This window comes from Prochlorococcus marinus CUG1438, assembly GCA_017644325.1.
In the GTDB taxonomy this organism is placed as follows: domain Bacteria; phylum Cyanobacteriota; class Cyanobacteriia; order PCC-6307; family Cyanobiaceae; genus Prochlorococcus_A; species Prochlorococcus_A marinus_AA.
Genome location: JAEPLS010000001.1, coordinates 904,110 through 930,463, shown reverse-complemented (window position 1 = coordinate 930,463; position 26,354 = coordinate 904,110). Strand labels below are relative to the sequence as shown.

Below are 26,354 nucleotides of genomic sequence, written 5' to 3'. Positions count from 1 at the left end.
TGCGTATCCCGAAGCTAAAAACGATTTCTCATGACGATCGCAGTTGGTAGCGCCCCACAAAGAGGATGGTTTGATGTCCTCGATGATTGGTTGAAGCGCGACCGCTTTGTATTTATTGGTTGGTCCGGACTACTTTTACTTCCTTGCGCATATCTTGCTATAGGTGGTTGGTTTGTCGGAACAACATTTGTTACCTCTTGGTACACACACGGAGTTGCAAGCTCCTATCTTGAAGGCTGTAACTTTTTAACAGCAGCTGTAAGTACCCCTGGTGATGCCATGGGACACAGTCTTCTATTTTTGTGGGGTCCTGAAGCCCAAGGTAGTTTCGTAAGATGGCTACAACTTGGTGGTCTTTGGAACTTTGTTGCATTACATGGAGTATTTGGCCTAATTGGTTTTATGCTTCGTCAGTTTGAAATTGCTGGCCTTGTTGGAATTAGACCGTACAACGCATTGGCTTTCTCAGCAGTAATTGCAGTATTCACAAGTATTTTCCTTATTTACCCATTAGGACAGCATAGTTGGTTCTTCGCACCTTCATTTGGTGTTGCAGCAATCTTCCGTTATATACTGTTCATTCAAGGTTTTCACAATATCACTTTAAATCCATTCCATATGATGGGTGTTGCTGGAATTCTTGGTGGTGCTCTACTTTGCGCTATCCATGGAGCTACAGTACAAAACACTTTGTATGAAGATACAAGTATTTATACAGATGGTAAAGTTCAAAGTTCAACATTTAGAGCTTTTGATCCAACTCAAGAAGAAGAAACTTATTCAATGATTACAGCGAATAGATTCTGGAGTCAAATCTTCGGAATTGCTTTCTCGAACAAACGTTTCTTACATTTCTTAATGCTATTTGTACCTGTTATGGGTATGTGGACATCTTCAATTGGTATTGTCGGCTTAGCACTAAACTTGAGAGCTTATGATTTCGTAAGCCAAGAAATCCGTGCAGCAGAAGATCCAGAATTTGAAACTTTCTATACAAAAAATATACTTTTGAACGAAGGTATGCGAGCATGGATGTCTTCTGTGGATCAACCACACGAAAACTTTGTATTCCCTGAGGAGGTTCTTCCACGTGGAAACGCCCTTTAATAATTTATTAAGAGCTCCAAACCAAAGTATTGAGGAAACTGGCTATGCCTGGTATGTAGGCAACGCTCGACTAATCAATTTATCTGGACGTTTATTAGGAGCTCACATTGCTCACTCTGGACTAATAGTCTTTTGGGCGGGAGCAATGATGCTCTTTGAGGTTAATCATTTTACCTTTGATAAACCAATGTGGGAGCAAGGTTTAATTTGTATGCCACACGTCGCAATGTTTGGTTACGGAATAGGCCCTGGTGGAGAAGTTACTGATATCATGCCTTTCTTCCAAGCAGGCGTGGTTCACCTCATAGCTTCTGCTGTTCTTGGTTTTGGTGGTATTTACCATTCATTAGCAGGTCCAGAAAAATTAGAAGAAGATTTCCCATTTTTCTCCACTGATTGGAGAGATAAAAATCAAATGACAAACATCCTTGGATATCATTTGATTGTTCTAGGTATAGGTGCATTAGCATGGTCGGTGAACTGGTGTTTTATTGGCGGTGCATATGACACTTGGGCACCTGGTGGTGGAGAAGTCAGACTTGTTAATCCAACTTTGGATCCAAGAGTCATTCTTGGCTACCTATTTAGATCTCCATGGGGAGGCGCTGGTTCAATTATCGGTGTTAACTCTATTGAAGATATTGTTGGTGGACACGTCTATGTGGGTATAACTGCAATCATTGGAGGAATATTCCACATATTTACCAAACCTTTTGGATGGGCAAGAAGAGCATTCATCTGGAATGGTGAAGGACTTCTAAGTTATGCACTTGGTGGAATTTGTGTAGCAAGTTTTATTGCTTCAACATTCATCTGGTTTAACAATACTGCTTACCCTTCAGAATTTTACGGTCCAACTAATGCTGAAGCTTCACAGGCACAAAGCTTTACTTTCCTAGTGAGAGACCAAAGAATTGGTGCTAACGTAGGTTCAACAATGGGACCAACAGGTTTAGGTAAGTATCTCATGAGATCTCCAACTGGTGAAATTATATTTGGTGGTGAAACAATGAGATTTTGGGACTTCAGAGGGCCATGGTTAGAGCCTTTAAGAGGACCTAACGGCTTAAGCCTTGAAAAAATCCAAAATGATATTCAGCCTTGGCAAGTAAGAAGAGCTGCTGAATATATGACTCACGCTCCTAACGCTTCTATCAACTCTGTTGGTGGAATTATTACAGAGCCAAATGCTGTTAACTTTGTTAACTTAAGACAATGGTTAGCTGCAGCTCAATTCTTCCTAGGATGGTTTACATTTATCGGCCACCTTTGGCACGCTGGACGTGCTAGAGCAGCCGCTGCTGGTTTCGAAAAAGGAATCGACAGGAAGAGTGAACCAGCTCTAGAACTGCCTGATCTAGATTAATTTCTATTTCGTATAAAAAACCCCTATCTATAGATAGGGGTTTTTTTTTCTCAATATTTCTTATTTATATAAATTTTTTCTAAGCCATGGCAAGCTTAACCCCATCACATTACTGAAACAACCATCTATTTTTTCTATATATTTGCCTCCTATACCCTCCAAAGCAAATCCTCCCGCGCAAAGTAAAGGTTCATTTGTATCTACATAACTCTTGATTTCCCAATCTTCCAACTTAGAAAAATAAACTCTTGAACTTACTGTATTTTTTATTATTTCAGTAATTTTAAAATTTTTGGAAATTGAATCAAAATTTCCAATTATTAAAGTATGACCAGTATGTAAAAATCCAAATTCTCCAGACATTTTTTTCCATCTAATAAATGCCTCTTCTTTATTAGATGGTTTTCCATAAGCTTCTCCTTTAAATTCAAAAATTGAATCGCACCCAAGTATTTCCAAAGGGCCATAATTAAAATCTTTGGGCAATGATACTTTTTGAATATTTTCAGATAAACTATTAGCCTTTTGAAAAGATAGTTCCAAAGCCAAGTTAAATATATTCTTTTCTTGAATAGTAGTTTCATCAAAGTTACTTGATATTTGAATAAATTCAATTTGAGAATTTTCAAGTAATTTCTTTCTAGATTGGGAAGCAGAGGCTAGAATTAACACAAATTTTTTACCAAATTATAATTCAATTTACTAATTAATAAATTTTAAAAATAATATAAATTACTTATGGAGTTAGAAGCAAAATTACATGAAATAAAGAAACCAATAATGGTTCTTGGCACTTCCAGTGGAGCAGGAAAATCTTTAACTGTTACTGCTATTTGCAGAATTCTTAAAACTTTGGGTGAAGAACCAATCCCTTTTAAAGGACAAAATATGAGTAACAACGCTTGGGTTGACTGGGAAGGTGGAGAGATGGCATATTCACAAGCACTGCAAGCTTTTGCGTGTGGTATTAACCCTTCTGCAGAGATGAATCCAATTTTATTAAAGCCACAAGGTAATTCAATAAGTGAGGTTATTCATCTTGGTAAAAGTAGAGGAATAACAACCGCCAAAAATTACTACCAAGATTGGTTTATTCCAGGTTGGGAAGTAATTAAAAAAAGTCTAAATTCTATTTATAAAAGAAAACCAAATTGCCGTTTAATTATCGAAGGAGCTGGTAGTCCAGTAGAAATGAATTTAATTCATAGAGATCTTACAAATTTAAGAGTTGCTAAGTATTTAAATGCAAATTGCATTTTGGTTTCTGATATTGAAAGGGGAGGAATATTTGCACAAATAATAGGAACCCTTGAATTAATGAAACCAGAAGAAAAAAAACTTATTAAGGGAATTATTATAAATAAATTCAGAGGAGACCTATCATTATTTGAAGAAGGAAAAAAATGGATAGAAAGTAAAACAAAAATTCCTGTTATTGGAATTATTCCATGGTTAAATGATACATTTCCTCCAGAAGATTCTTTAGATTTATTAGAAAAAAAATCACGTTTCACGAATCCTGAGATCAAAGTTGGAATTGTAAAATTGCCATCTATAAGTAACTTTTCAGATTTTGATCCATTAGAGAATGAAGAATCAATTTTAATTGAATGGATTAGAGAATCGCAAAACCTAAGGAAATATGACTTTGTTATTCTTCCTGGAAGTAAACAAACTATTAAAGACCAAATATTTCTTAAAAATTCAGGTTTATCACAAGATATAAGAGACTATTCAAATAGTAATGGAAACATTTTTGGAATCTGTGGAGGTTTGCAAATGTTAGGAACAACGCTTGAAGATCCCTATTTTAAGGAGGGTTCCAAAAATTTTTCTAAACAAAAAGCTAATGGGATTGGATTACTGCCATTAAAAACAACTTTCTTTGAGAAAAAATTAACGCGTCAAATTAACTCCGAATCTTTATGGCCATGCAAATCAAAAGTTAATGGATTTGAAATTCACAATGGCCAAACTGAAATAGATAAAACTCAAAAATTACTAAGGATTAAACCTATCTTCAAAGACTCAGGTCTAGGTTGGTACAAAGAAAATAATGGGGGTGGGACTATTGCAGGAACATATATTCACGGAATATTTGAAAATGATAGTTGGAGAGATCAATATATTAATTTAATAAGGGAGAGTAAAAATTTACCCTTATTAAATAGAAAATCAGTATCTTATAAAAACAAGAGAGATTCTATTATTAATAATCTCGCGAATGAATTCGATAAACATCTAAATCTCACGTCATTTTTAAGTTGAAAGAACAAAAAATAAAAATTATATGGCCAAATAATAATGAAACATTCGTTTCGGAAGGTGATGATTGGTTCTCTTCTGCCGAAAAAGCAGGTTTAGAAATCCCGACTGGCTGTCTTACAGGAAGTTGCGGAGCCTGTGAAATAGATGTGAATGGCGAAACGATCAGAGCTTGTATCAGTAACATTAAAAATAACAAAAAATGTACGTTAAAGGTTTCTTTAACTACAGACCCATTTTGGGAAAAATAAATTTAACTAAACAAAACCAATTATTAGAAAAAGAAAAATATAGTAAAAGAATGATCCTAAAAATGTGTAGGGCACTATAATTCTTTTTTTGATTTTCGAAGAGGCAATAATATAACTTCCTAAGACATGAGGTAAGATTGGGAAGGATCTGATGATTAAAATATAAGGTGGTCTAAACTTAATCTTTGCAAAAAATTTATACAGACTATTTTTAAATGGTTTTTTCAAAAACAATATATTCCTAGAAAATTTGAATCTAATTCTTCTCAAAATAAGAACTTGGATCACACTTAAAATTGTTAGGGCAGGAGAAAAAAATAAAACATAGTAAAACCCAAAAAGCTTTATCAGAATAAAGTCAAAGATAATTGACAGTGGTAGGCCTAAAAATATAGAAATGAAATTCAAAACTATCAAATATTTATATTGAATATTATTTAATATTGATTCAATATCATAGAAATATTTAAATATTAGAGCCAAAAAATAAACCCAAAAATATGTAAAAAATATTTTAAAAATTACTGATTTAAAATTCAATTTTCTTATAAATGTAAGATCATTCATTCCAATTATTATCTATAAAAGTATTTTTAAAAATCACCACTTAAAGTAACACTTGTCAAAATATAAAGTATTTAAGTAGCATCTTTTTTGATTCATAACCTTCTTCAAGTACTTGAAGTTAATTCTAAAAAGCAAGTTCAAACTTTGATTTAACTTTGATTTGCCATGAATTCTTTACTTCTCAATGCAATTTTTTGTTTTTTTTTAAGCTCCTTGTTTAGACATCATAAAAAAAATTAACTTAATGGCGAAGAGTCTAAAAGTTGAATTCAGGAAGTATGCGCTGATATTGGAACAATAGGTAAGCGTATAACAAACAACTCATAGTTCATAATCCCCATAACAAAAATTTTAATTAGTTCGAATCAATTTTTTCTTTTCCATATTTTCTAGCCTTTTCAATTCCTTTTTTTGCAAGTATTGGCGCAGTTACTAACCCAATTAATGTTGCAGAATTCTCTAATTTTTTCTCGTCATAATTGGGATTTATAATTGCGACAATAAATCCATAGGTAAATCCAATAGCGAAATTACCCAAAAAAGCAAACAATAATGGTGTAATAGTTCTGCGTGTAATAGCATAATACAGCCCTACAAAAGGTACTATATGAGCTATGGCATAACCCCATCCGATGTCTTTTTGCCTATTTTGAAATCCTTCTAGTTTAGTTGTCATTTTTAAAAATTAAATATTATATTGGCGGAGAGGGTGGGATTCGAACCCACGAATAGTTACCTATTAAACGATTTCGAGTCGTTCGCTTTCGACCACTCAGCCACCTCTCCTTCTGATTATAAGTATGCACAAAGAAAAAAATAAAATCAGTTTATGTCTCACTATTTCAATTTTTAATTCCACCCAGCATCTTTCATCAATTTAATAGCAAGAGAGTTATTTACGCCAAGTTCTTCTACAGTTACCTTATCAGGAATAAATTCTCCAAAGTCTTTAACAATTGGATTTTGATTAACTTCTTTTAATGGATGTTCAAAGGTGGGAGCGGCAAGACCTTTACTTCCTCTTGGAGATGCTAGATATTCAAGGAGCTTAATAGCTTCATTTTTATTTGTTGCATATCTGGCTACCCCACCAGCACTAATATTTACATGAGCTGGATTTGGAGTAATTACTGAAGTACGTTTTGCATATAAAGCATCTCTTCTTCCATTGCCGCCGGCTAACATTCTTGCAACATAATAATGATTAACAATACCTACTCCACATTTTTTCTTAGAAACAGCTCTAATTATTGAAATATCACCAGGGAAGAAAGGTTGGGAAACATTCGAAATCATCCCGCTTAACCAAGCTTTTGTATTTGATTCTCCTTGATTAATTATTTGATTGGCAACTAAAGATTGATTATATGGACTTTTTCTATTTCTTAAACATACTTTACCTTTTAAAGATGGATCAGCTAAATCTGTATAGTCCTTAATCTTACTTACATCTACAACTTTTGGGTTAGCCACCATAACTCTTACTCTTCTAGTTAATGCATACCACTCTTTATTTTTATCCTTTAGCCCTATTGGAACATCTTTTTCCAAAGATTTTGATTCTACTTGTTGAAGCAATCCAGCTTTAGCCGCATTAGTAATTCTTGCAGCGTCAACCAGCAGAATTAAATCTGCTTGAGAATTCTTCCCCTCTCTTTTCAATCTTTCAATTAAGGATATTCCAGTTGCTTCAAGAAGCCTAACTTTGATTCCTGTTTCATCCGCAAACTTTTTATAGACACTCCTGTCAGTGTTGTAATGCCTGCCAGAATAAACTATGACTTCTTTTTCTGTTGAATTAACTGGAATATTAAAGTTCAGTAAAAATGTGAATGATAGTAATGAATAAATTAATTTTTTTAGATTTTGCACTTTTTCGAAATAGTATCTATGGTTACTTTATATCCAACTTCATAACAAGAACTCCTAAAGAGAATTTCTATACATCAATTTGTATCATTTTTTATATCAAGAATGAATTATTTAACTCATCAATTATTAAATTCTGAAGAATTAGAAGTTCTTAGAAAAAAATTAAAAGATGAAAAATTATTATGGGAAGACGGTAAGCAAACTGCAGGTAAGCAAGCTTCCAAAGTAAAAAATAATTTACAACTTAGGAGAGATTCAGATTTATCAAAAAAGTTTTCTGGATTAATAATAAAAAAAATACTAAGTAATGATTTAATTAAAAGCTTCGCTTTACCCAAAAAAGTTCATGGAACAATCTTCTCAAAATCTACGATTGGAATGAGATATGGACGTCATATTGATAATGCTTATATGTCTTCAGGGAGAGCAGATTTATCTTTTACTATATTTTTAAATTGCAAAAACAATTATGAAGGAGGTGCATTATCAATTGAGAGTTTCAATTCAGAAAAAAAATTTAAATTAGATGCGGGGGAAATAATAATTTATCCAAGTACATTTTTACATGCAGTAGAAGAAGTTACTGCTGGTGAAAGGTTAGTATTTATTGGTTGGATTGAAAGCTATATTAAAAGCATAGAAGAAAGAGAAAATTTATTTGATCTAGATGCCGCAGCTAGATCATTACTTAATAAGCATGGTAGATCTGAGGAACTTGACCTTATTTTTAAATCATATTCGAATCTTTTAAGAAGATTAGGTGATTAGTTATGGATCATTTTATACATTAAGAAGATAAACTATTTTTAAATACCTACAATTAAGAATATAATTTAGAATCTAAATGAAAAAAAGTTCAATTACAATTTTTTTAGCAGCAACAAGCGCTCTAGCTATTTCATCTGCTGAAAATACAGACCTAAAAGCGGCTGAGAATGATTTAGGTGGTTTAAAAGAATGGAATACTGATATGCCAATAGATGCTGAATTTAAATTAGATGATAGAGCTCAGGAATTAGCTGATGAGGCAGAAAAATCAAGTGTCTGCATTCCCATCGGTGAAGGAGAGAATTGTTGGTAAATTTAGCATACATAAAAAAACACCCTTAAAGGGTGTTTTTTTATGACTTATTAGTTTTAAGTAGAACTAATAATTAGAATTTGAACTTTGAAGTTAAAAGAAGACCAAAGATGTCGTCGTCTTCACTTGAAGCAATGTCATTTCCACCAAAAATTGCAGGTGTTATTTCCATTGCATCATTTGGCCTGAAAGAATAATAAGCTTCCCAAACTTGAGCGCCAACTTCTCCAGTGGCTCCCCCACCTTGAACTTCAGTAGCTGATAAAGGTTGGGTGAATGCAATACCGATTCTGTCATCAGCTTGAATCATATCTTTCCAGGTCAAACCAAGCATGTAACTGTTTGCTTGAGTTGTGTCTCCATCGTTAACGACTCCTCCATAAGATTTAGTGTCATAACCGACCGTGACTTCAGGTACTGTAGTGCCTGTCTCCTCTGGCATCCAATAAGCTCTTAGAGCATAACCTATAGAGTCTCTAGCTACTTGGCGACCCAATGTCGTTGCATTATATTCATGAGCACTCCAGTTTCGGGCATTTGATAGTGTTCCTGAAACGTGCCATCTTTCTGTGGTATAGGCTAGTTGCGAATCCCACTTAATTGCGTTAGCAGGAGCAAACCAACCTGCGTTTTCATCAGCACCCTTGTCAACAACATTGGTAGCGAAACCAATTCCATTATCATGTTCATACTTTAATCCGTAACCTACGTCTGTACTAGCTCCAAAGTTGCTATTTCCACCAAGTTTGAAAGATTTAAGTGCTCCTGGTTTATAAATAGAAGGAGTGATGTACATGTAATAGTTCTCAATCCTTGGGCCTACAAAAGCAGTAATTTTCTCCCCAATAGGAAAGGTATACCACATTTTATCGACTTCCATAAGATCGCTATTATCTTTAGTCTCTATGTGATATGTATATTTATTTTTCCATATGTCACCTTGTTCACCAGTCTTAAGACGAACATAAAGATTATCATCGCCTGAAAAACTTGTATTCAAGTCCCATTTGTATGTATAACCTGTTGATGTGGATTCGCTTTCACCTATTTCATCGCCACCATCAATTGAACCAATCCACATAACAGCTGTTCCACCCATGACAGTAGTGTCTGAAAAGCTCCCAGCTTCAAATTTATTTAGTTGATCACCATGGTCATCAAAAGGCCCTTTAATAGTTGCAGTATCTTCACTAACATCGTTAATGAATGTTTTGCTATCAAGTCTGGAAGATTTTTTAAGACTTGAAGTATTTCCACTAACTGTATTAGTGAATGTTGTGCTGTCGAGTTTCGAAGATTTTTTTTTGCTACGTGAATAGCTACTCATTTCTTCTAAGTCGACAATATTGGCAGCTTGAGCACTAATGGGAGCTATGAATCCCAAAGATGCTCCAACTACCAACAATTGTTGGAAGAGTTTCATTTTACCTCACACGAAAATAACCCTAAGTTTTAGGGTATTTATACTGTATCGGGAGTAACCAAAAAAGAAAGAAATATAAGTTTCAATAGAGTGTAACTTTTGATACCTTCTCTCACTCCTTTACAAAAATTGTCTAAAAAGACTTACTTTTTAATGGATAGTCCAGCGATTCTCTTTCCACTACCCAAGATGATGCAACTTCTTTAGCTAATTTTCGAATCTTTTCTATATATTGAGCACGATCTGTAACTGAAATAACTCCCCTTGCATCCAGCAAATTAAAAGTATGACTACACTTCAAAACAAAATCAAGCGCTGGATAAGTTAATTTCTTTTGAATCAAGGTATTTGCTTCATCTTGATAAATCTCAAATAATTTTCTGAGATTAACAGGACTAGAATCATTAAAATTATATGAGCATTGACTTTTTTCGAATTGAAGCCAAATATCACTATATTTCATATTTTTGTTCCAATTTAAGTCCCAAATACTATCTTTATCCTGCAAGAACATTGCGATCCTCTCCAATCCATATGTAATTTCAATAGGAATTGGATTACAATCTAAACCCCCGCATTGTTGGAAATAAGTAAATTGAGTAACTTCCATTCCATCCAGCCAGACTTCCCAGCCTACTCCCCAAGCTCCAAGTGTTGGTGACTCCCAATTATCTTCAACGAATCTTATGTCATGATCTTTAGGATTAATTCCAAGAGACTCTAAAGATATAAGATATTTTTCCTGAATTCCATCTGGTGATGGCTTAATTATTACTTGATATTGAAAATAATGTTGGGCCCTATTTGGATTATCACCAAAACGTCCATCTGTAGGTCTTCTACATGGCTCGGCATATGCCACACTCCAAGGCTCTGGTCCAATAGCCCTTAAAAAGGTATGCGGATTCATCGTTCCAGCTCCCTTTTCGGTATCATATGGTTGCATAATCAAACAACCCTGTTCTGACCAAAAATCATTTAAATTTTTAATTATATCCTGAAAAAACATTTAATTAAGTTAGTGGAAAAATTAGATTAATGCCATTAGACATAATAACAAAGCTTTAAAGTAAAAAAATTTTTTGAAATCCAAGTTCTAAAAAATATCATCCGATAAAAAGCTTTCATTAAAATAGATACTTGATAAAAAATAAATGAGAAATTAATTATGTAAAAAAATCTAATGGCAATGGCCCAAAAGTATTAGATTCTTCAGCGCCTTCGTCATACTGACATGTTATTAAAATTCCCTCTCCTAGACCATTTTCAGATCTGACAAAAACATTACTAGTTTTTTGATTAGCTTTTAAAAAAACACTTCCATCAGCATGAAGGGAACGTAGATTCTCAAATTTTATTGAGGAATATTTCTTAGAAATTGATTGTAAAGATTCAATAGCTCTATTATCACTAGATGCCATTATGCCTATTGTTATCCAATCGGCATTAAAAATATTTGCTTCTAATTCCTCTAAAAGTTTTTTTTCTTGTCTATTAGTTAATTGTGGTGCAGTCCTTAGATTATTCAAGTCGACTAATTTATTTATTTTCATTAGCTTTATATCTAAATAATTCTCAACCAAATGTTCTGCCATTCCAAGCCCACAATGAAGCTGGCACATCTTCAAAAGAAATATAAATCCTATCTATTGGGATCCCCATTTTTTCATATATAAAATCTGATATTGGCTTTGCCATTGCTGAAGGATTTAAAGAACCTATTGATTTAATTTCTAAAAAGCAACAAGGTGTCTCATCATCAAAATACATTTGGCAATTTTCATCTATTTTCGCCATAACAAATCTTCTAGATTTGTTAGTTAAAGACGAAATAAGAATTGATATTTCTTCGAGTAATTTACCTTTTTCAATTACTTTTGCTGAAGTAGAAATATTAATATAAGGCATTTTTATGAAGCAAGATAATCTTTCTTAGAATTAGTATGTAGATAAACGTTTTTATTTTTTAAATTTCTTTTAGATGAAAGATATGCCATATCGTATGAACTTATTCCGTTTTTATAGGGATTGAAAAGAGCATTTTTAGATCTGTTTTTTTTGCTCCTTTTGAACTCAATCATAATTATGAAATCATTAATTAATAATTTAACTTTTTTTGAATAGATGTCTAGTTTTTTAGAGAATTTTTAATTTATTAAATGAAAACAAATCACTAATACACAATTAGTCTTTCTTTTTACTAGATTTGCTATATAGATTCTAAATTAGTTGTTTTGGAAGTTTTAAATAATTATCAGAGAAAAAAAATAGATGAGAGTAATGATGAAGAATTTTATACTAATCCGAAATTTGTTTATCATCTAGATGCAAACTTCAGGCAAAATCTATCAAATTTATATGAAAAAGAAATTGATAATCATTCAACTGTACTTGATTTAATGTCTAGTTGGGATAGTTATTTACCTAAAGAGAAAAAATATAAAAGAGTTATTGGACATGGTTTAAACAAACAAGAACTTGAAAAAAACACAATTTTTGATTCTTATTGGATACAAAACTTTAATTTAAATCAACAAATTCCTCTAGTTACAGAAAGCGTTGATTATTGCTTGATGGTGGCCGCATGGCAATATTTACAATATCCAGAGAATTTAACCAAAGAAATTGCAAGAATATTGAGTAGAGAGGGTAAGTTTATTATTGCTTTTTCAAACAGAGCATTTTGGCATAAAGCTCCTAATATATGGACTTCATCTAATGAAGAAGAAAGAGTCAAATATGTAAGAAAAGTATTAATCTCAAACGGCTTTACTGAGCCAAAAATTATCAAAAAGTTTACTGAACCATCACTTAATATATTTAATTTTTTAAATAAAGACCCATTTTATTGTCTAATCGCTAACAAAGAGTAATTTTTTAATTGCTTTGTATTGAACAACAATTCTATGAATAAGTTGTCAACTATTTTTCATAGCCATACTTATAAATTTTGTCTAATATTGGGTAGTTAAAATTAATCATATGGGTTCTAAAAGAGAAAAATATCCTGAAAAATGTCCTTGGGATCTTGGTCCTAATCAACATTTAGCCAAAGAAGAGAATTGGACTTTAAGATTAGGAGAAGCAAATGTATGCTTTAGCAAAAATAAATTAGATAATAATTATTTTCATGTAATTAGTAATGAAAATGAAGAACAAATTCTAGCTTTTAGAGCAAGACTCTTATATCAAAAACTACTTGATAAAGGGTTCCGATTGGTTGAATAAAAACTTAATTTAATAGGCATAGATCCTCAAAAATAAACTTTTGTGTTTCTTCTTCTTGATTTTGGTTTAGGTATTTTATAGTCCTCGAGTTTAGTATCCAATAATCCTTTTTACCCATATTTAGGAATTCATCCTCGTATTCCAATTTGCATGAGTTTCTTTCAAGTGTATCTGGATCAATTTGTTGACTACTATATTTTGTACTAAGGGAACCTGCTCCTGTATCTAAAAATTCTTCAACAAAAATTTCAATTATCGTTCCATGAATTTTTCTATAGACCATATTAATATAGTCATTTTTAACTCTATATTTATCGCCTTGATTTTTACCTGAAACACTCATTTCAATACCACTTTCAGAATTTTTTAGTAAATTAAAATTATTTTCTGAGTGCACTGATTCAAATTCTCTCCTGACTCTATGTATGCACACTTCAAATAACTGAGAGGCAATACTTTTAACAACTTTCTCATCTTCTATTTTTTGAATATTTGGTTTAAAGTCTTTACCTAATACGAAGTCGCCTTTATAAATTTGATTATTAGCAAAAAAAATACATTTACCTTGGTAACCATGAAAATCATTCTTCCAGGTATACCTATTTTCATAAGCATTTCTGAAAATCTCCTTACAATTAATTTCCTTTAGATTATCCATTAATTTTTTATGTAAGTGGAATGATTCTACAAAAAAAAACCTCCCTGTTAGAGGAGAGGTTTTTTTAAATTGATCTAATTTTGAGTAATTTTTGTATTTTCTATATTGTCAAATGCTTGACCAATTTTCTTAAAGTCAAATCCCATCGCTCTTAGTGCGTGCCAAAGATGACCTTGTAAGAAAAAGAAACCCAAGTAGAAATGAGTATTTGCAAGCCAAGCCCTTGAACTATATGTTCCTGAGCCTAAATCTAAAGAATCAGTAAAGTAAGGTGCAAATTCAAACTGAAGTTTTAGAGGCTCTCCGTATAGATCAACTGGATATATTGTGGTATTTGAAGCACACCAAAAAGCAGCGACAAAAGCCATATAAGAAACACCAACTACTGAGTATGACAAAATTGCCTCAGCGCCAAGTAATCCTTTTCCCTTAAATTCAGTAAATTCTCCAAATTGTTTGGTACAAATATGGAACACTCCTCCAATTATTTCTAGGAAAGCAAGGAAAGCATGTCCACCCATAACATCCTCAAGACTATCTATTTTCAAAAAATCAAATTGATGATTCCAGATAGCAGCAATATCTAAATTGTAAAGAACTTTTCTTGTAGATCCTATCGCTGGGTCGTATATTCCATGAATGCGAGCCCATTCAACGAACATTATTGCTCCAAGTCCAAGGAATATCAAATGATGACCAAGAATAAAAGTTAATTTATCTGGATCATCCCAATCAAAATCAAATTTTTGTGGCTTACTATTTTCTGGATAGTCTCCTAGGTCACCTGCAAATTTATTGGAATGTAGTAGTCCCCCAGCACCTAATACCGCTGAGAAAATTAGATGTAATGTGCAAATTACTACTATTCCGTATGGCTCTGTAATAACACCATTCTCAATACCACCAATACCAATACCAGCAAGGTGAGGTAAAACAATAGCTTTTTGTGCCCCCATAGGAATAGTGGCGTCGTAACGAGCTAATTCGAATAATCCAAAAGCTCCTGCCCAAAACATCATTAATCCTGCATGGGCAGCATGAGCGGCTATGAATTTACCTGAACGGCCAACAACACCAGAATTCCCTGCGTACCAGTCATAGGTGACATCAGATTTTCCGTAAGTTTGTAACACTTGATTTAAATAAACAGCAAATTGAACTTATTCCAAATCAGTGTGTTTTTTTACATGTTCTTTACAGATTTAATTACTTATGTAAATAAAACATATTGAAGAAGAACAAATGTTACAAATTGGGAAATCAATATCTAGGTAAGCCTATGCCAATGATGGAATTTCAACTTTTAGCTGTGAAGCCCAGGTTTCAAGACGTGAATCAGTCAAATCAGATTCACTATCTTCGTCAAGAGGCAATCCACAAAATCTTTCTCCAATGATGCTTTTCGACTCATCAAATGTATAAGTTGATTTATCTACGTAACCAACCATTTCAGCACCAGCCTTAATGAAATAGCTATGAAGTTCTTCCATAGCATCACAATAATTTTCTGTATAAGTAGAAGAATCTCCTAAACCAAAAATTGCAACCTTTTTACCGGATAAACTTAGTTCACCAATATCCTCCAATATTGAATCCCAGGCAGTTCCTGATCTTTCTTCATCTGCTCCAGTATTCCAGGTAGGTATCCCACAGATGATTCCATCAAGACTTTCTAATTCTGAAAGATCATCCACATCAGATACATCTTTAGGAGCTTCTGCTGATGAAATAAAGTTGTGGAGACGATCAGCTACGTCTTCAGTTTTTCCAGTTGTAGTTGCGTAATAAATTCCTACAGTCATAACTTCAAAATGTTTACCTTAAAATAATAAAATCTAAAAAAGATAAATAAATTTCTTTAAAAACTTTTTCATGTAAGATTTTATACTAATTAAAGTAAGAAAAATTTTTTGAAGATAAATTATCAAAAACATTACAACATCGTGACTGACAATTTTCAAAAAGATATCAATAGTCTTGTTGAAGAATTCAACTTTAAAGGGAATAGAAAATTCAAATTAATTATTTTATTTGGTTTATTGGGAGATTTCGATAGCTTTGAATATGCAATAAATTTAAAAAATCTTATCGATAGTCAACGAATTGTTGATTTAGATATTTTTGGCGTTGCTATTGGCAATCAAAAAGGGAAAGAAAAATTCTGTAAATTTACTGGCTTTCCTTTAAACAACTTAATAGTTGTCTCAGATAACCAAATCCACAATAATCTCAACCTTTCAAGAGGTTTGGATGTAGGTTTAGGTGGATGGATCAATATGCTTTTGATGCTTTCTGGAATAAATTCTCTAAAAACAATCAAAGAAGTTTTTAGAGGTTACACAGGAGACCGTGAAGCAAAGCAAATCTATTCAGAATTTGACAAAATTGACGTTCTAAAATTCCTAAAATTTTCAGGTAACTCGTTTAAAGAGGTATTTGGGGATGGTTACTTAAGACCATTTGAATTGGCCACATTTAGATTAAATAACATGAAAGAAATAATCCAAAATTGGGACGATTATATTCTTCAAGAAGAATACCTACCTCAAAGAGGAGCTACATTTTTGTTGAATGACGCTAACGAAGTAATTTATAAATTTTTTTCAAGTGATGTACTTGGATATTCCTCAAATATGCGGGATCCATTAGACTTTTTGTCTAAATTAATTAAAGGATAGTTTTTAAGAAATTTTCATGAATATTGATATATTCGGATATTTTGCGGCAATCTTAACAACAACTGCGTTTTTGCCTCAATTAATTAAGACATTAAAAACAAAAAAAGCGGATGATGTTTCTTTGACAACTTTAATAATGTTTATTATTGGAGTATTTTCTTGGATTATTTACGGATATAAGATCTCTTCCATACCAATATTGATAGCAAATTTAATTACCCTAATTTTAAATCTATTAATATTATTCTCCAAAATATATTTTTCAAGAGTTTAAAGTTAATTTAAATAAAAATACCTCATAGAAATAAATTACTAATAATTTACTTGAAATTAATTATGATGTAATAAAAATTACCTGTCTTGAAAACTTCAAAATGCTGGGTTTGGTTTAGAGGCTCTCTCAATAAGGGTGGTTATTGGAAAGAAGGCTTTACTTGTACTTTTGATGAAAATCCTGGGGTTTTAATTGAAAGTCCTTCATATGTAACTTGTAGAGTTCCAAATTGGAGAGTTTCGACTAGAGAACCTGAAGATTTATATAAATCACCAATAATTCCCGAAAAAGCAATATGGAAAATAATTTAAATTGCCCATGCATGATTAAAAACTTTTTGACTGCGCTCTGACGAGTTAATATTGCTTTATTAAATATTTAATTAATACTATCTACTCTCTATTTATAAATATTATCCCTTTCTTAATATTGGGTTTTTCCCTTGGGAAAAAGAATCCCAAGATATCTGAATATATTGCAAGACCTTTAATAAGATTTGGGATACCGTTAAGTGTGATGGGCCTTTTATTAAAAGAGGGAATAGATATAAACCTTATAAAAAGTGCAACCCTGGCATTTTCATTAATAGGATTTTTATTAGTTCTTATAAATATATTTCCAGCATTTAAAAACAGACTTCCAAATTACACTTTTCAACTTGCAGGCTTAATTGGTAATACATCATTTCTTGGAATACCAATTGCAATAGCTCTTCTTCCATCTACGACTATAAACTTTACTATTGGATTTGATTTAGGTACCACACTATTCGCTTGGATTTTTGGACCTTTTTTTCTTCAAGGAAAATCCCAAAACAACAACTTGCCATATATCAAAGGGTTATTTAATGCTTTGATAAATAGTCCCGCATCAAGAGGAATCATTGGTGTACTCGTAGCATATATTTTCCAAATAGATGGGATATTAGGAAATTATCTTTGGGTACCTGCAAGAATAGTAATTGCTTTGGCAATAATAATCGTTGGAACAAGACTTGGATTAATAACCAATCAAAAAGGTAAGACTTTTGATCTTAATAAAGAAATTAAATATTCAATTTTACTAAAGTTATTTATTCTTCCTTTTATTGTTTTTTTATTAAGTAATTTTTTAAATTATGACTTCTATCAATCATCGGCAATGATATTACAAGCTGCAACTCCAACTGCAATATCAACCATCTTAATGGCAGAAGCCTATGGAGTGAAACAAAAGGTCGCTTCAAAAATTCTTTTTACTACAACTTTAACTTCAATAGTGACTATTCCACTTTTGACAATTTTCATGAATGCATTTAATTAAATAAAAATGCATAATTGATCAAAATTGTAAAGATTTTATCCTGATAACTACATAATGTCTTAAGATTTAGGTTATGAAGTCAGCAAATCCTGAAAATGAATATATTCCTTTAGAGCTAAGGATATCTGTGAGGAGGGATACTTTAAGACTCATCTCAGAGATGGCTGACGATATGGGGATAAGCATTAATGAAGTTTTTAGTTTTTTAGCTGAAGATTCTGTTATTGATCTGGAATTACTTGAAGATTTGAATGAAATTGAAATCCCAAGTAAATGTAGCCTTAATGATCTGAAAAACGCTATTCTTAAAAAAAAGCTTTGTTAAAACTTCTCAACTTTTCTATTTTTCCAATCTGATTTATAACCGTTTTGAATTAGAAAATCCGAATATTTATTCAAATCACTTTTCTGAATACGCCATAAATTATAAATCCCAAATTCCCCCAATTCTTGATGATTAATATTTGACCAATGAAGTTTTTTTGAAGAATAATTGTCTATCACAACCAATAAAGATTTGTATTCATAATTAGGTTGATCTTTATAATTTATTCTCCTATCAGTAATTAATCTTTCTGACAGATTAATTAATCCTTCTTTGGTACTTGGTTCATAAAAAACTATTTGTCCAGAATAATAATGTAAAGAAGGTTTTCTTATCCCAATCATTGCTAATGTTTCCTTACCTTCACGAATACCTAAAATTAATTTTGAGATATTACGCAAAGGTAATTGCCTTGAAGTATCTACTAATTTTCTAATTGGAGACATTAAAAAAGATTGTCCAATTAAAAGTAATATTTGAAGATAAATAAAGATATTTTTAAATTTCAAAGAAAATAAAATTATAGAAAGAATTGTAAATAAAGAGAAAAACAACTTAGCTTTGAAAATTATTCCAGAGCTTAGTAGATCAGAAGCTAAATTTGGCATTTCGGGATCGTTTATGGAACCTAACCAACTATTTGAGAAAAATAATGCTAGTGCGACTCCAAACAAAATCAAAATATAAAAAATCCATAAATACCTATAAGTTTTATTTTGTTTTCTTAAATTTATAAAACTATTACTTATCAGAATTGAGGCTGCTGGTATCGCAGGCAGCCAATAACTTGGTAATTTAGTAGCAGAAATACTAAAAAATATTAAAACTGAAGTTAACCAGCATAGAGAATATATATTTAAAGTTTCATAAACTGGACGAGTTTTTTTAAGACCATCCAAAAAATCCTTAAAAGCTTCAAATATACCGTGAAAAAGAAAAGGTGTGAATGGTAATGAAGCCAATATCATTATGTAAAGAAAAAACCAGACAGGTTCTGCATGATTATTAACAACTGATGTAAATCTTTGGAAATTATGATAACCAAAAAAGTTGTCCCAAAAAGGCTTGCCTTCCTTTATTAGTTCTAAAATGTACCAGGGAGAACTTATAAGAGTTGTTATAAGCAATCCTTTCTTGGGATTTATCCTGTAAAGCAAACTTCTCCAATCCTTTTGAGTTAATAAAAAAGAGGTAATGGTAAAAAATGTTAAAACAAATGCTACAGGTCCTTTAGTTAAAATTGCAAAACCTAAAAATACCCATGCTGAGATGCAATGATCATTATTATTACTTGCCATTCTTCTCCAAAATAAAAGAAGGCTAATCCCTAAAGTTCCAGTTAATAGAGCATCACTTACAGCAGTTCTACTCCAGACAATTATCAATGGAGAAAGAGCAAAAGCTAATGAAGCGACAATTGGGGTAAGCAATTCCCTATCACCTTTCTGTGGCCAACAAAACAATGTATCTCCAATCATCAACATTACAAATAATGATCCCAAAGCTGACGGGAGTCTTGCTGAAAGTGTCCCTAAACTATCCCAAATCTCATTTCCTGGTAACGAATAAAAAAAACCCATCATCCAATAAATCAGTGGAGGCTTATCAAAACGGAACATCCCATTAACTTTTGGAGTTAACCAATCACCAGATTCACTCATTGCTCGAGCAGTAGCGGCAAATAAAGGAGGAGTTTCATCTACCAACCCTGTTGTCCCTAAATCCAAAATTAATATAATAATCCCGGAAATTAAAATTATAAAAGAGGTTATAACCCTTTTTTTTGAGTTAAAAAAAATCATTTACTATATTAATTCTACTTATACGCGTTGATTACCTTATTAAGCCAGTTCACAACCTTGTTAGCAAATATATTTGTGGAAGCATTTTTTTCAACCCATTCTCTACAATTTTTACGCCTAATTTTTGAAATAATCTTTACATAGTGAAGCATGTTTTCTTTATCATCAGCATCAACGAGAAATCCTGTTTGGCCGTGCTGAATAATTTCACTGGGACCACCCCTTTTATACGCTACAACTGGTACCCCACAAGCTAAAGCCTCAACTATAACGTTCCCATAAGCTTCGTTCCATTTTGGAGTATTTAACAATACCCTACATTTACCCAGTTCTTTTTGTAATGCATCAGTTGCTAAAAACCCCATCCAATTTATAGTTCCTTTAGGAAATGATTGTTCTATCTTTGAAGCATAAGGCTCATCTTCTAAAACCCCCCAAACATTAAGTTTTTCACCAAGTTGGTCTGCTACGTAAACTGCATCTTCTAAACCTTTCTCCGGCGCCACTCTTCCAACCCAAGCCAAAGGTCCATTCATTGAATCTTGAAAAATATAATCATCCAGTTTAAAACCATTCCCAATTATTGTTGGGTTTTTTATAAAGTGATAATCATTAGCTTGTGTTTTTGAATGAAAGGCAAAATTATGAGGATATTTAGCATATACTTTAGAAATTAAATTATTTATTACTAAACTCTCAGAACCCATACTAATAATATGAGCGATAGGTTTATCTATGTTAAGAGTCATCCAAATAGGTAACCAATCGTAAGACATGTTCAACATTACATCTGCTTGTTTTACGATGTCTAATCCCTTTTCTATCATTTCTGCTAGGAGTGAGTTATCTGGAATAATTACCGGAGAATTGAAATCTTGATGCTGCCAACTAATTTGATCTTCACCTTCTAAAAAATGTAATTTTGCTTTATTGTTGCTATCACATAATTTAGAATTTTTTGGGGCTATCACATCTACCGAGTGACCCAAAGAGAGCAAACCCGAAACTAAAGAATTCAATGTCAACTCTACCCCTCCGCCTAGGCCACTTCCAAGGAAACCTATTGGAGTACTGATCAAAACTATACGCATTATTAGACTTTTTACACCAAGATACTAATTAAATAGTAGTGTCTGTAAATTTATTCTCCCACAAAGACCTTCTCTGGCTAACAAAAAATACCGAGATAAGAACAAAAACCACTCCTATCCATTGCAAAATAGTAAGTCTTTCATCTAACCAAATACCTCCACTTAGAAGAGCAAAAACGGGAGTTAAAAAAGCAAGAGTACTAAATCCAGTTATTTCTTTATTATTTGCAAAGTAGAAAAACAAGCCATAAGCTATTGCTCCTCCGAAGATACTTGCAAATGACATGAGTCCCCAATCAAAGATTGACCAGTTGGGGATTATTTGAAAATTTGATTGTAAGCAATGCCTAATAATTAAGGGGAAACTACCTAAAACCATATGCCATCCAGTAACTGCTATTGGATCACTTTTGGTACAAGTGAACCTTATTAAAATTGTTCCTAGAGCCATTGTGAGAGAAGCTGCCAGCATCCAAAGTTCTCCAAAGTTAAAAGCTACATCATTGATAGCCCTATCTGACATTAACCACCATTTTTCTAAAAATTCTTGAGGAATTCCTAAGAACACTATTCCACCTAAGCCAAACAACAATCCTAACCATCCTATTGGATTAATTAAATTCCCAAAAATTGCTCTTGCCAAAATCGCTACTAAAAGTGGCTGAGAATCAATCAATACAGAACCTAAGCCTGCTCCAGTTTTTTCTATACCATAAGTCAAAAACAGCTGAAACAAAGTCCCATCGATAATGGTAAAAACAAAAAACCACTTCAAATCGCACTTATAAATTTTCAAATCTCTTTTAAACAAATATGTTGTTATTAGAACAAGAATTCCTGCGGGAAGTAATCTTAGAGAAGCGACAAACTCAGGCCCAGCACTAGATACTAATGGCGTCATCGCCGCCATTGAAGTACCCCAAAGTGCAAAAGGGAGTATCATTAAAAACCAATTTAGGATTGAATTCATTAGGTCTGCTGATAATCTTTTTAAAGTAGTTTTATGTATTTACCTTAAAAGAATGATTTGGCCTTTTAGACGAAAGTCAAAAAAAAGAATGGCTCGTATTGTAATTGATGAGCCCATTACTAGTTCCACAAGAGTTTCCGTCCTTAAAGCTCTTAAACAAATTGAGGATAGAGAATTTCCTGCTCTAATCGTGAGAATTGATTCCCCAGGTGGCACGGTAGGCGATAGTCAAGAAATATACTCTGCTATTAAAAGACTAAAAGATAAAGGATGTAAAGTTATCGCTAGTTTTGGAAACATATCAGCCTCTGGAGGAGTTTACATTGGAGTTGCATCTGACAAAATTGTTGCAAATCCAGGCACAATTACAGGATCTATTGGTGTGATTATAAGAGGTAATAATTTATCTGAATTATTAGATAAAATTGGAATAAAATTCGAAACTGTTAAGAGTGGCGTATTTAAGGATATCTTATCTCCAGATAAACCGCTAAGCGAGGAAGGTAGAGGACTCCTACAAGGTCTAATAGATGAAAGCTATAAACAATTCACTGAAGCTGTTGCTGAAGGAAGAAGTTTACCTGTTGAAGAAGTAAGAAAATTTGCAGATGGAAGGATTTTCACCGGTACACAAGCAAAAGAACTTGGACTGGTAGATGAGATCGGAGATGAATTTGTTGCGAGGGAACTTGCTGCAAAAATGGTTGATATTGATCCTAAAATACAGCCCCTAACATTTGGGAAGAAAAAAAAGAAAATACTCGGCATAATACCTGGTAGTAAAATTATTGAAAGAGTTTTTAATTACATCTTTTTTGAAATTGATTCATCCAATAAAATACTTTGGTTATACAAGCCCTAAATCTACATGTATGAAATAATGAAAGATGAATATAAAATTACTTTTATTCGAGGGGCTACAACAGCAACTGGAAATTCTATTAAAGAGATTGAAGATGCTGTAGTGGAATTAATAGATGAGTTGATTTCACGAAATAATCTTATTGAGGCAAACATATTATCCATTACTTTTACCACAACTAAAGATTTGGATGCATGTTTCCCTGCTTCAATTGCAAGAAAATATAACGGACTTAATTCAGTGGCATTTTTAGACTGTCAACAAATGTACGTGTCTAATGATGTAGATTTTTGTATAAGATTAATGGCACAAGTTTTATTACCTTCAAATTTTCCTGTAAAGCATCCGTACTTAAGAGGAGCTTCAAAATTAAGAACCGATAGATGTTAACCTTAATACGACTATTGTTCCAATTTAAATTTGGATAGATTCAACTAACACTTAAAAATTAATTTAATCAATGTTTAATAAGAAAAAGAAATTTGCTTTAAATCTTAAAATTTTAAGGATTCTTCTTATTCCTACTATTTTAATTTTAACTCCATTCTTCAATAACAAGCAGGAAGCTTATGCTGGTTTAGAATTCCAGTGGGACCAAGACTCTGGCTTCAGAAGATTAAAATGGTTTCAAAAAGAAAATAGAAAAAGATTTAAAAATAAAATATATTTTTTCTTTAGACCATCTGATAGAAAGGCTGAGCTTTTAAAAATAAATCTAGCCATCCCAAAAACTTTTAAATCAACTCTAAAAAATGAAAAAATAAGTTTTTGCAAAGTAAAAATAGGAGGGTTTGACAGTAGAACTAAATGCCTAGAAAATATACCTGCAGATATCGAAATAAAAACTGATGAATCATCATTACGATCAATAGATGTATACCCCTATAAGCCAATACCCTCGAATAAAGATAGTTATGCAATTGTTCTCAGAGTCTTTAATCCAAAAAAATCAGGCCTTTACCAATTCCACTCATATGGGCAACCTAAAGGACAATCAGTTTCAAGTTATTTAGGAAGCTGGACTATAGTGATCGATTAAATGATAAATTAATTATGAGTAATAAAAAAAATGACTAAAAGAACTTTTGGCGGAACTTCAAGAAAAAGAAAACGTGTATCTGGTTTTAGAGTTAGAATGCGCTCTCATACTGGGAGAAGAGTGATTAAAAGCAGAAGGCAAAAAGGTAGAGAAAGAGTAGCCGTCTAAAAGCAATTAAAATGGCCTTACCTAAAGATATGCGTTTAAAAGGTCATAGGACTTTTAATTATATCCATAAAAATTCCATGAAATATCATGGAACTTTAATGACTTTCAAACTAGCAAAACCAAATCCTGAAATTCTTTTATCTCATAAACCTAAAAATATTTCAAACAATTTGCGAGTTGCTATTGCTATTAGTAAAAAAGTTTCAAAAAAAGCTGTAGATAGAAATAAAATTAGAAGGATTTTGCAAGAGTGGTTACTAACAAATATAAAAAAAATTAATAACCACAAACCTTATTGGTTACTTGTTAACCTTAAATTTGGAGATTTCTGCAATGATAAAAATAAACTTTTGGAGGAATTTCAAAATTTAATGTTCAAATCTAGTCTTATCAAATGATTAACATGAATGAAGAAACCTTTTACCAAGGTGGGCCTGCTAAAAGTGATTTATTTATAAATTTAATAGCAGGGATAACTATTCTTGGTTTACCTTTTACCTTCGCGGCAATAGTAAGAGCCTTGTGGTTGAGGTATAAAATTACCAATAAGAGAATTACAATTGAAGGTGGTTGGTTTGGGAAGAATAAAACTCAAGTTTCCTTAAATAATATTGAAGAAATCAGATCTATTCCAAGAGGGTTCGGATCATATGGAGATATGGTTCTAATTCTCAATGACGGATCAAAGGTTGAGATGAAGTCATTATCCCTATTCAGAGAAAAGCAACAATTTATTGAAGAAAATATAAATAAAAGATCACAAACACTAAACCTTAATGAGGTTGAAGGATTTGCAACTAAATCCTAAATAAATTAATTACAAAAAACTTATTTTCTTGTAAAATAAAATGTCTACTAAATTTACTCTCTTTTTAATATCGTGATAGGGTTCATTTCTGAAAAACTACTTATCCCGATTCTAGATTTTTTCTACGGTTTAGTCCCAAGTTATGGTTTAGCAATTGTTGCATTAACAGTTGTGATTCGAATAGCACTTTTCCCTTTAAGTGCTGGCTCAATTAGAAGCGCCAGAAGGATGAAGATTGCACAACCTGTAATGCAAAAAAGACAAGCAGAAATAAAATCTAAGTTTTCTGGTGATCCAAAGAAACAACAAGAAGAATTAGGAAAACTAATGGGCGAATTTGGCAGTCCTCTTGCTGGTTGCCTTCCGTTAATTGTTCAAATGCCTGTTTTGTTTGCTTTATTTGCAACACTTAGGGGCTCACCATTTGCAGATGTCCCTTACAACATAAATCTCAAAGTAGTTCCTCAGGATCAAATTGCAGCTATAGATCCAAAGCCATATAAATCACCAAGACACTCTATTTTTATTACAGAAAAATCACATTTCCCTGTAGTAGCAACAATTCCTAATGGAACGAAATTGGGTACAGAAGAATCAATCAAAATAAATCTGCAAACAACAAATGGTAATAGCTATTCGGAAGTACTTTCTAATTACGATAATGGCTCAAATTTTCTTCCTACCTGGAAAGTTTCAAAAGGATCCGAAAATATAAAAGTAACCCAAGACGGTACAGTAACTGCTATTAAACCAGGTGATGCAACAATTGAAGCAAAAATTCCAGGTTTAGCTGCTAAAAGTGGATTTCTTTTTATTAAAGCACTTGGCCAAGTTGGGTTTTATGTTGATGGCTCTATCAACTGGGATATTGCTGCACTTGTAGGTGCCTTTGGATTAACTTTACTACTCTCGCAAGTTTTATCTAGCCAAGGGATGCCATCAAATCCTCAACAATCCACAGCGAACAAAATCACACCAGTAATGATTACAGGTATGTTTTTGTTTTTTCCACTTCCTGCAGGAGTATTGCTTTATATGGTTGTTGCAAACATTTTCCAAGCATTTCAGACCTTTCTTTTAAATAGAGAAGCTCTCCCAGAGAATCTTCAGAAAATTTTAGATCAACAATTATTAGGGAAAAATGAAGCAATAACAACTACTTCGTCAACTATTTCAGAGAAAAGATTACCTTTTGAACCTAATAGTAAAAAATAGCC

34 protein-coding genes and 1 tRNA gene are annotated in these 26,354 nt (G+C 32.4%); 20 read left to right on the top strand and 15 right to left on the bottom strand.

What is annotated here, in order from left to right:
* Positions 1 to 30 precede the first annotated feature (30 nt).
* Both psbD and psbC read left to right on the top strand, forming a co-directional pair.
* On the top strand, positions 31 to 1,107 hold the full coding sequence (gene psbD / locus JJ847_05160) for a photosystem II D2 protein (photosystem q(a) protein) (GenBank protein ID MBO6960271.1): 1,077 nt from the start codon (positions 31 to 33) through the stop codon (positions 1,105 to 1,107).
* The gene (gene psbC / locus JJ847_05155) at positions 1,091 to 2,473 is read left to right on the top strand and encodes a photosystem II reaction center protein CP43 (GenBank protein ID MBO6960270.1); all 1,383 of its coding nucleotides are present in this window, start codon (positions 1,091 to 1,093) and stop codon (positions 2,471 to 2,473) included. Before psbD ends, psbC begins: the two co-directional genes overlap by 17 nt.
* 60 nt (positions 2,474 to 2,533) lie before the next feature.
* On the opposite strand, the gene maf is transcribed toward psbC, so the two are convergent.
* Positions 2,534 to 3,145, bottom strand: a complete 612-nt coding sequence (gene maf / locus JJ847_05150; protein ID MBO6960269.1) for a septum formation protein Maf — start codon at positions 3,143 to 3,145, stop codon at positions 2,534 to 2,536.
* 66 nt (positions 3,146 to 3,211) lie between these two features.
* Here maf and JJ847_05145 point away from each other — a divergent pair, with 66 nt between their 5' ends.
* Positions 3,212 to 4,741 (top strand): cobyric acid synthase, encoded by a 1,530-nt coding sequence (locus JJ847_05145; protein MBO6960268.1) that lies wholly within the window; start codon positions 3,212 to 3,214, stop codon positions 4,739 to 4,741.
* Positions 4,738 to 4,989: a 2Fe-2S iron-sulfur cluster binding domain-containing protein gene (locus JJ847_05140; GenBank protein MBO6960267.1), complete on the top strand. Its 252-nt coding sequence runs from the start codon at positions 4,738 to 4,740 to the stop codon at positions 4,987 to 4,989. Before JJ847_05145 ends, JJ847_05140 begins: the two co-directional genes overlap by 4 nt.
* A 922-nt stretch (positions 4,990 to 5,911) precedes the next feature.
* Here JJ847_05140 and JJ847_05135 read toward each other — a convergent pair.
* The 3 genes from JJ847_05135 to JJ847_05125 form a co-directional block, all read right to left on the bottom strand.
* A complete protein-coding gene (locus JJ847_05135) occupies positions 5,912 to 6,232 on the bottom strand; it encodes a hypothetical protein (GenBank protein ID MBO6960266.1) in 321 nt (106 codons plus the stop codon).
* A gap of 22 nt (positions 6,233 to 6,254) precedes the next feature.
* Positions 6,255 to 6,342 (bottom strand) — tRNA-Ser (locus tag JJ847_05130).
* Positions 6,343 to 6,405: 63 nt separating this feature from the next.
* Positions 6,406 to 7,428: an extracellular solute-binding protein gene (locus tag JJ847_05125; GenBank protein ID MBO6960265.1), complete on the bottom strand. Its 1,023-nt coding sequence runs from the start codon at positions 7,426 to 7,428 to the stop codon at positions 6,406 to 6,408.
* A gap of 102 nt (positions 7,429 to 7,530) precedes the next feature.
* Between JJ847_05125 and JJ847_05120 the strand changes: the two genes are divergently transcribed.
* Together JJ847_05120 and JJ847_05115 are read left to right on the top strand one after the other, a co-directional pair.
* Positions 7,531 to 8,196, top strand: coding sequence for a Fe2+-dependent dioxygenase (locus JJ847_05120; protein MBO6960264.1), 666 nt, complete (start codon positions 7,531 to 7,533; stop codon positions 8,194 to 8,196).
* 76 nt (positions 8,197 to 8,272) lie between these two features.
* Positions 8,273 to 8,509 (top strand): hypothetical protein, encoded by a 237-nt coding sequence (locus JJ847_05115; GenBank protein MBO6960263.1) that lies wholly within the window; start codon positions 8,273 to 8,275, stop codon positions 8,507 to 8,509.
* Positions 8,510 to 8,582: 73 nt separating this feature from the next.
* Here JJ847_05115 and JJ847_05110 read toward each other — a convergent pair whose 3' ends face one another.
* From JJ847_05110 to JJ847_05090, 5 genes are all read right to left on the bottom strand, one after another.
* Complete coding sequence (locus JJ847_05110) at positions 8,583 to 9,932, bottom strand: porin (GenBank protein MBO6960262.1); 1,350 nt, start codon at positions 9,930 to 9,932, stop codon at positions 8,583 to 8,585.
* 133 nt (positions 9,933 to 10,065) lie between these two features.
* The gene (gene glyQ / locus JJ847_05105) at positions 10,066 to 10,941 is read right to left on the bottom strand and encodes a glycine--tRNA ligase subunit alpha (GenBank protein ID MBO6960261.1); all 876 of its coding nucleotides are present in this window, start codon (positions 10,939 to 10,941) and stop codon (positions 10,066 to 10,068) included.
* A 157-nt stretch (positions 10,942 to 11,098) separates the two neighbouring features.
* Entirely contained in the window at positions 11,099 to 11,485 is a 387-nt protein-coding gene (locus tag JJ847_05100; protein MBO6960260.1) for a DUF1824 family protein, read from the bottom strand.
* Positions 11,486 to 11,507: 22 nt separating this feature from the next.
* Complete coding sequence (locus JJ847_05095) at positions 11,508 to 11,840, bottom strand: hypothetical protein (protein MBO6960259.1); 333 nt, start codon at positions 11,838 to 11,840, stop codon at positions 11,508 to 11,510.
* Between the two features lie 2 nt (positions 11,841 to 11,842).
* Positions 11,843 to 12,013 carry a hypothetical protein gene (locus JJ847_05090; protein ID MBO6960258.1) on the bottom strand — a complete coding sequence of 57 codons (171 nt, stop codon included), beginning with the start codon at positions 12,011 to 12,013 and terminating at the stop codon, positions 11,843 to 11,845.
* 153 nt (positions 12,014 to 12,166) lie between these two features.
* Between JJ847_05090 and JJ847_05085 the strand changes: the two genes are divergently transcribed.
* Together JJ847_05085 and JJ847_05080 are read left to right on the top strand one after the other, a co-directional pair.
* Entirely contained in the window at positions 12,167 to 12,805 is a 639-nt protein-coding gene (locus JJ847_05085) for a methyltransferase domain-containing protein (GenBank protein ID MBO6960257.1), read from the top strand.
* Between the two features lie 109 nt (positions 12,806 to 12,914).
* Entirely contained in the window at positions 12,915 to 13,160 is a 246-nt protein-coding gene (locus JJ847_05080; protein MBO6960256.1) for a hypothetical protein, read from the top strand.
* 4 nt (positions 13,161 to 13,164) lie between these two features.
* Here the strand turns inward: JJ847_05080 and JJ847_05075 are convergent, their stop codons facing one another.
* The 3 genes from JJ847_05075 to fldA all read right to left on the bottom strand — a co-directional run bounded on the left by JJ847_05075 (position 13,165) and on the right by fldA (position 15,620).
* A complete protein-coding gene (locus JJ847_05075; GenBank protein ID MBO6960255.1) occupies positions 13,165 to 13,818 on the bottom strand; it encodes a DUF3386 domain-containing protein in 654 nt (217 codons plus the stop codon).
* A 74-nt stretch (positions 13,819 to 13,892) separates the two neighbouring features.
* Positions 13,893 to 14,951, bottom strand: coding sequence for a chlorophyll a/b binding light-harvesting protein (locus JJ847_05070; GenBank protein ID MBO6960254.1), 1,059 nt, complete (start codon positions 14,949 to 14,951; stop codon positions 13,893 to 13,895).
* A 144-nt stretch (positions 14,952 to 15,095) separates the two neighbouring features.
* A complete protein-coding gene (gene fldA, locus JJ847_05065; protein MBO6960253.1) occupies positions 15,096 to 15,620 on the bottom strand; it encodes a flavodoxin FldA in 525 nt (174 codons plus the stop codon).
* Between the two features lie 141 nt (positions 15,621 to 15,761).
* On the opposite strand from fldA, the gene JJ847_05060 reads away from it, so the two are divergent.
* From JJ847_05060 to JJ847_05040, 5 genes are all read left to right on the top strand, one after another.
* Complete coding sequence (locus tag JJ847_05060) at positions 15,762 to 16,496, top strand: AhpC/TSA family protein (GenBank protein ID MBO6960252.1); 735 nt, start codon at positions 15,762 to 15,764, stop codon at positions 16,494 to 16,496.
* Positions 16,497 to 16,512: 16 nt separating this feature from the next.
* Positions 16,513 to 16,770, top strand: coding sequence for a SemiSWEET transporter (locus tag JJ847_05055; GenBank protein MBO6960251.1), 258 nt, complete (start codon positions 16,513 to 16,515; stop codon positions 16,768 to 16,770).
* A gap of 86 nt (positions 16,771 to 16,856) precedes the next feature.
* Positions 16,857 to 17,081 (top strand): hypothetical protein, encoded by a 225-nt coding sequence (locus JJ847_05050; GenBank protein ID MBO6960250.1) that lies wholly within the window; start codon positions 16,857 to 16,859, stop codon positions 17,079 to 17,081.
* Between the two features lie 205 nt (positions 17,082 to 17,286).
* Complete coding sequence (locus JJ847_05045; protein MBO6960249.1) at positions 17,287 to 18,072, top strand: AEC family transporter; 786 nt, start codon at positions 17,287 to 17,289, stop codon at positions 18,070 to 18,072.
* A 73-nt stretch (positions 18,073 to 18,145) separates the two neighbouring features.
* Positions 18,146 to 18,397, top strand: a complete 252-nt coding sequence (locus tag JJ847_05040) for a CopG family transcriptional regulator (GenBank protein MBO6960248.1) — start codon at positions 18,146 to 18,148, stop codon at positions 18,395 to 18,397.
* Here the strand turns inward: JJ847_05040 and JJ847_05035 are convergent.
* Genes JJ847_05035 through JJ847_05025 form a run of 3 tightly spaced genes read right to left on the bottom strand, consistent with a single transcriptional unit; the run spans position 18,394 to position 22,260 of the window.
* Positions 18,394 to 20,199: a glycosyltransferase family 39 protein gene (locus JJ847_05035; GenBank protein MBO6960247.1), complete on the bottom strand. Its 1,806-nt coding sequence runs from the start codon at positions 20,197 to 20,199 to the stop codon at positions 18,394 to 18,396. The two genes, JJ847_05040 and JJ847_05035, sit on opposite strands and share 4 nt — an antisense overlap.
* A gap of 14 nt (positions 20,200 to 20,213) precedes the next feature.
* On the bottom strand, positions 20,214 to 21,290 hold the full coding sequence (locus JJ847_05030) for a glycosyltransferase family 4 protein (protein ID MBO6960246.1): 1,077 nt from the start codon (positions 21,288 to 21,290) through the stop codon (positions 20,214 to 20,216).
* Between the two features lie 28 nt (positions 21,291 to 21,318).
* Complete coding sequence (locus JJ847_05025; protein ID MBO6960245.1) at positions 21,319 to 22,260, bottom strand: DMT family transporter; 942 nt, start codon at positions 22,258 to 22,260, stop codon at positions 21,319 to 21,321.
* 52 nt (positions 22,261 to 22,312) lie between these two features.
* On the opposite strand from JJ847_05025, the gene sppA reads away from it, so the two are divergent.
* The 7 genes from sppA to yidC all read left to right on the top strand — a co-directional run bounded on the left by sppA (position 22,313) and on the right by yidC (position 26,352).
* Positions 22,313 to 23,122 carry a signal peptide peptidase SppA gene (gene sppA / locus JJ847_05020; protein MBO6960244.1) on the top strand — a complete coding sequence of 270 codons (810 nt, stop codon included), beginning with the start codon at positions 22,313 to 22,315 and terminating at the stop codon, positions 23,120 to 23,122.
* A gap of 6 nt (positions 23,123 to 23,128) precedes the next feature.
* A complete protein-coding gene (aroH, locus tag JJ847_05015; protein MBO6960243.1) occupies positions 23,129 to 23,512 on the top strand; it encodes a chorismate mutase in 384 nt (127 codons plus the stop codon).
* Between the two features lie 70 nt (positions 23,513 to 23,582).
* Positions 23,583 to 24,161 (top strand): DUF2808 domain-containing protein, encoded by a 579-nt coding sequence (locus tag JJ847_05010; protein ID MBO6960242.1) that lies wholly within the window; start codon positions 23,583 to 23,585, stop codon positions 24,159 to 24,161.
* 30 nt (positions 24,162 to 24,191) lie between these two features.
* Positions 24,192 to 24,329, top strand: coding sequence for a 50S ribosomal protein L34 (gene rpmH, locus JJ847_05005; protein ID MBO6960241.1), 138 nt, complete (start codon positions 24,192 to 24,194; stop codon positions 24,327 to 24,329).
* Between the two features lie 11 nt (positions 24,330 to 24,340).
* On the top strand, positions 24,341 to 24,727 hold the full coding sequence (rnpA, locus tag JJ847_05000; GenBank protein ID MBO6960240.1) for a ribonuclease P protein component: 387 nt from the start codon (positions 24,341 to 24,343) through the stop codon (positions 24,725 to 24,727).
* A complete protein-coding gene (locus JJ847_04995) occupies positions 24,724 to 25,137 on the top strand; it encodes a PH domain-containing protein (protein MBO6960239.1) in 414 nt (137 codons plus the stop codon). Before rnpA ends, JJ847_04995 begins: the two co-directional genes overlap by 4 nt.
* A 72-nt stretch (positions 25,138 to 25,209) precedes the next feature.
* Positions 25,210 to 26,352: a membrane protein insertase YidC gene (gene yidC / locus JJ847_04990; protein MBO6960238.1), complete on the top strand. Its 1,143-nt coding sequence runs from the start codon at positions 25,210 to 25,212 to the stop codon at positions 26,350 to 26,352.
* Positions 26,353 to 26,354: the final 2 nt, after the last annotated feature.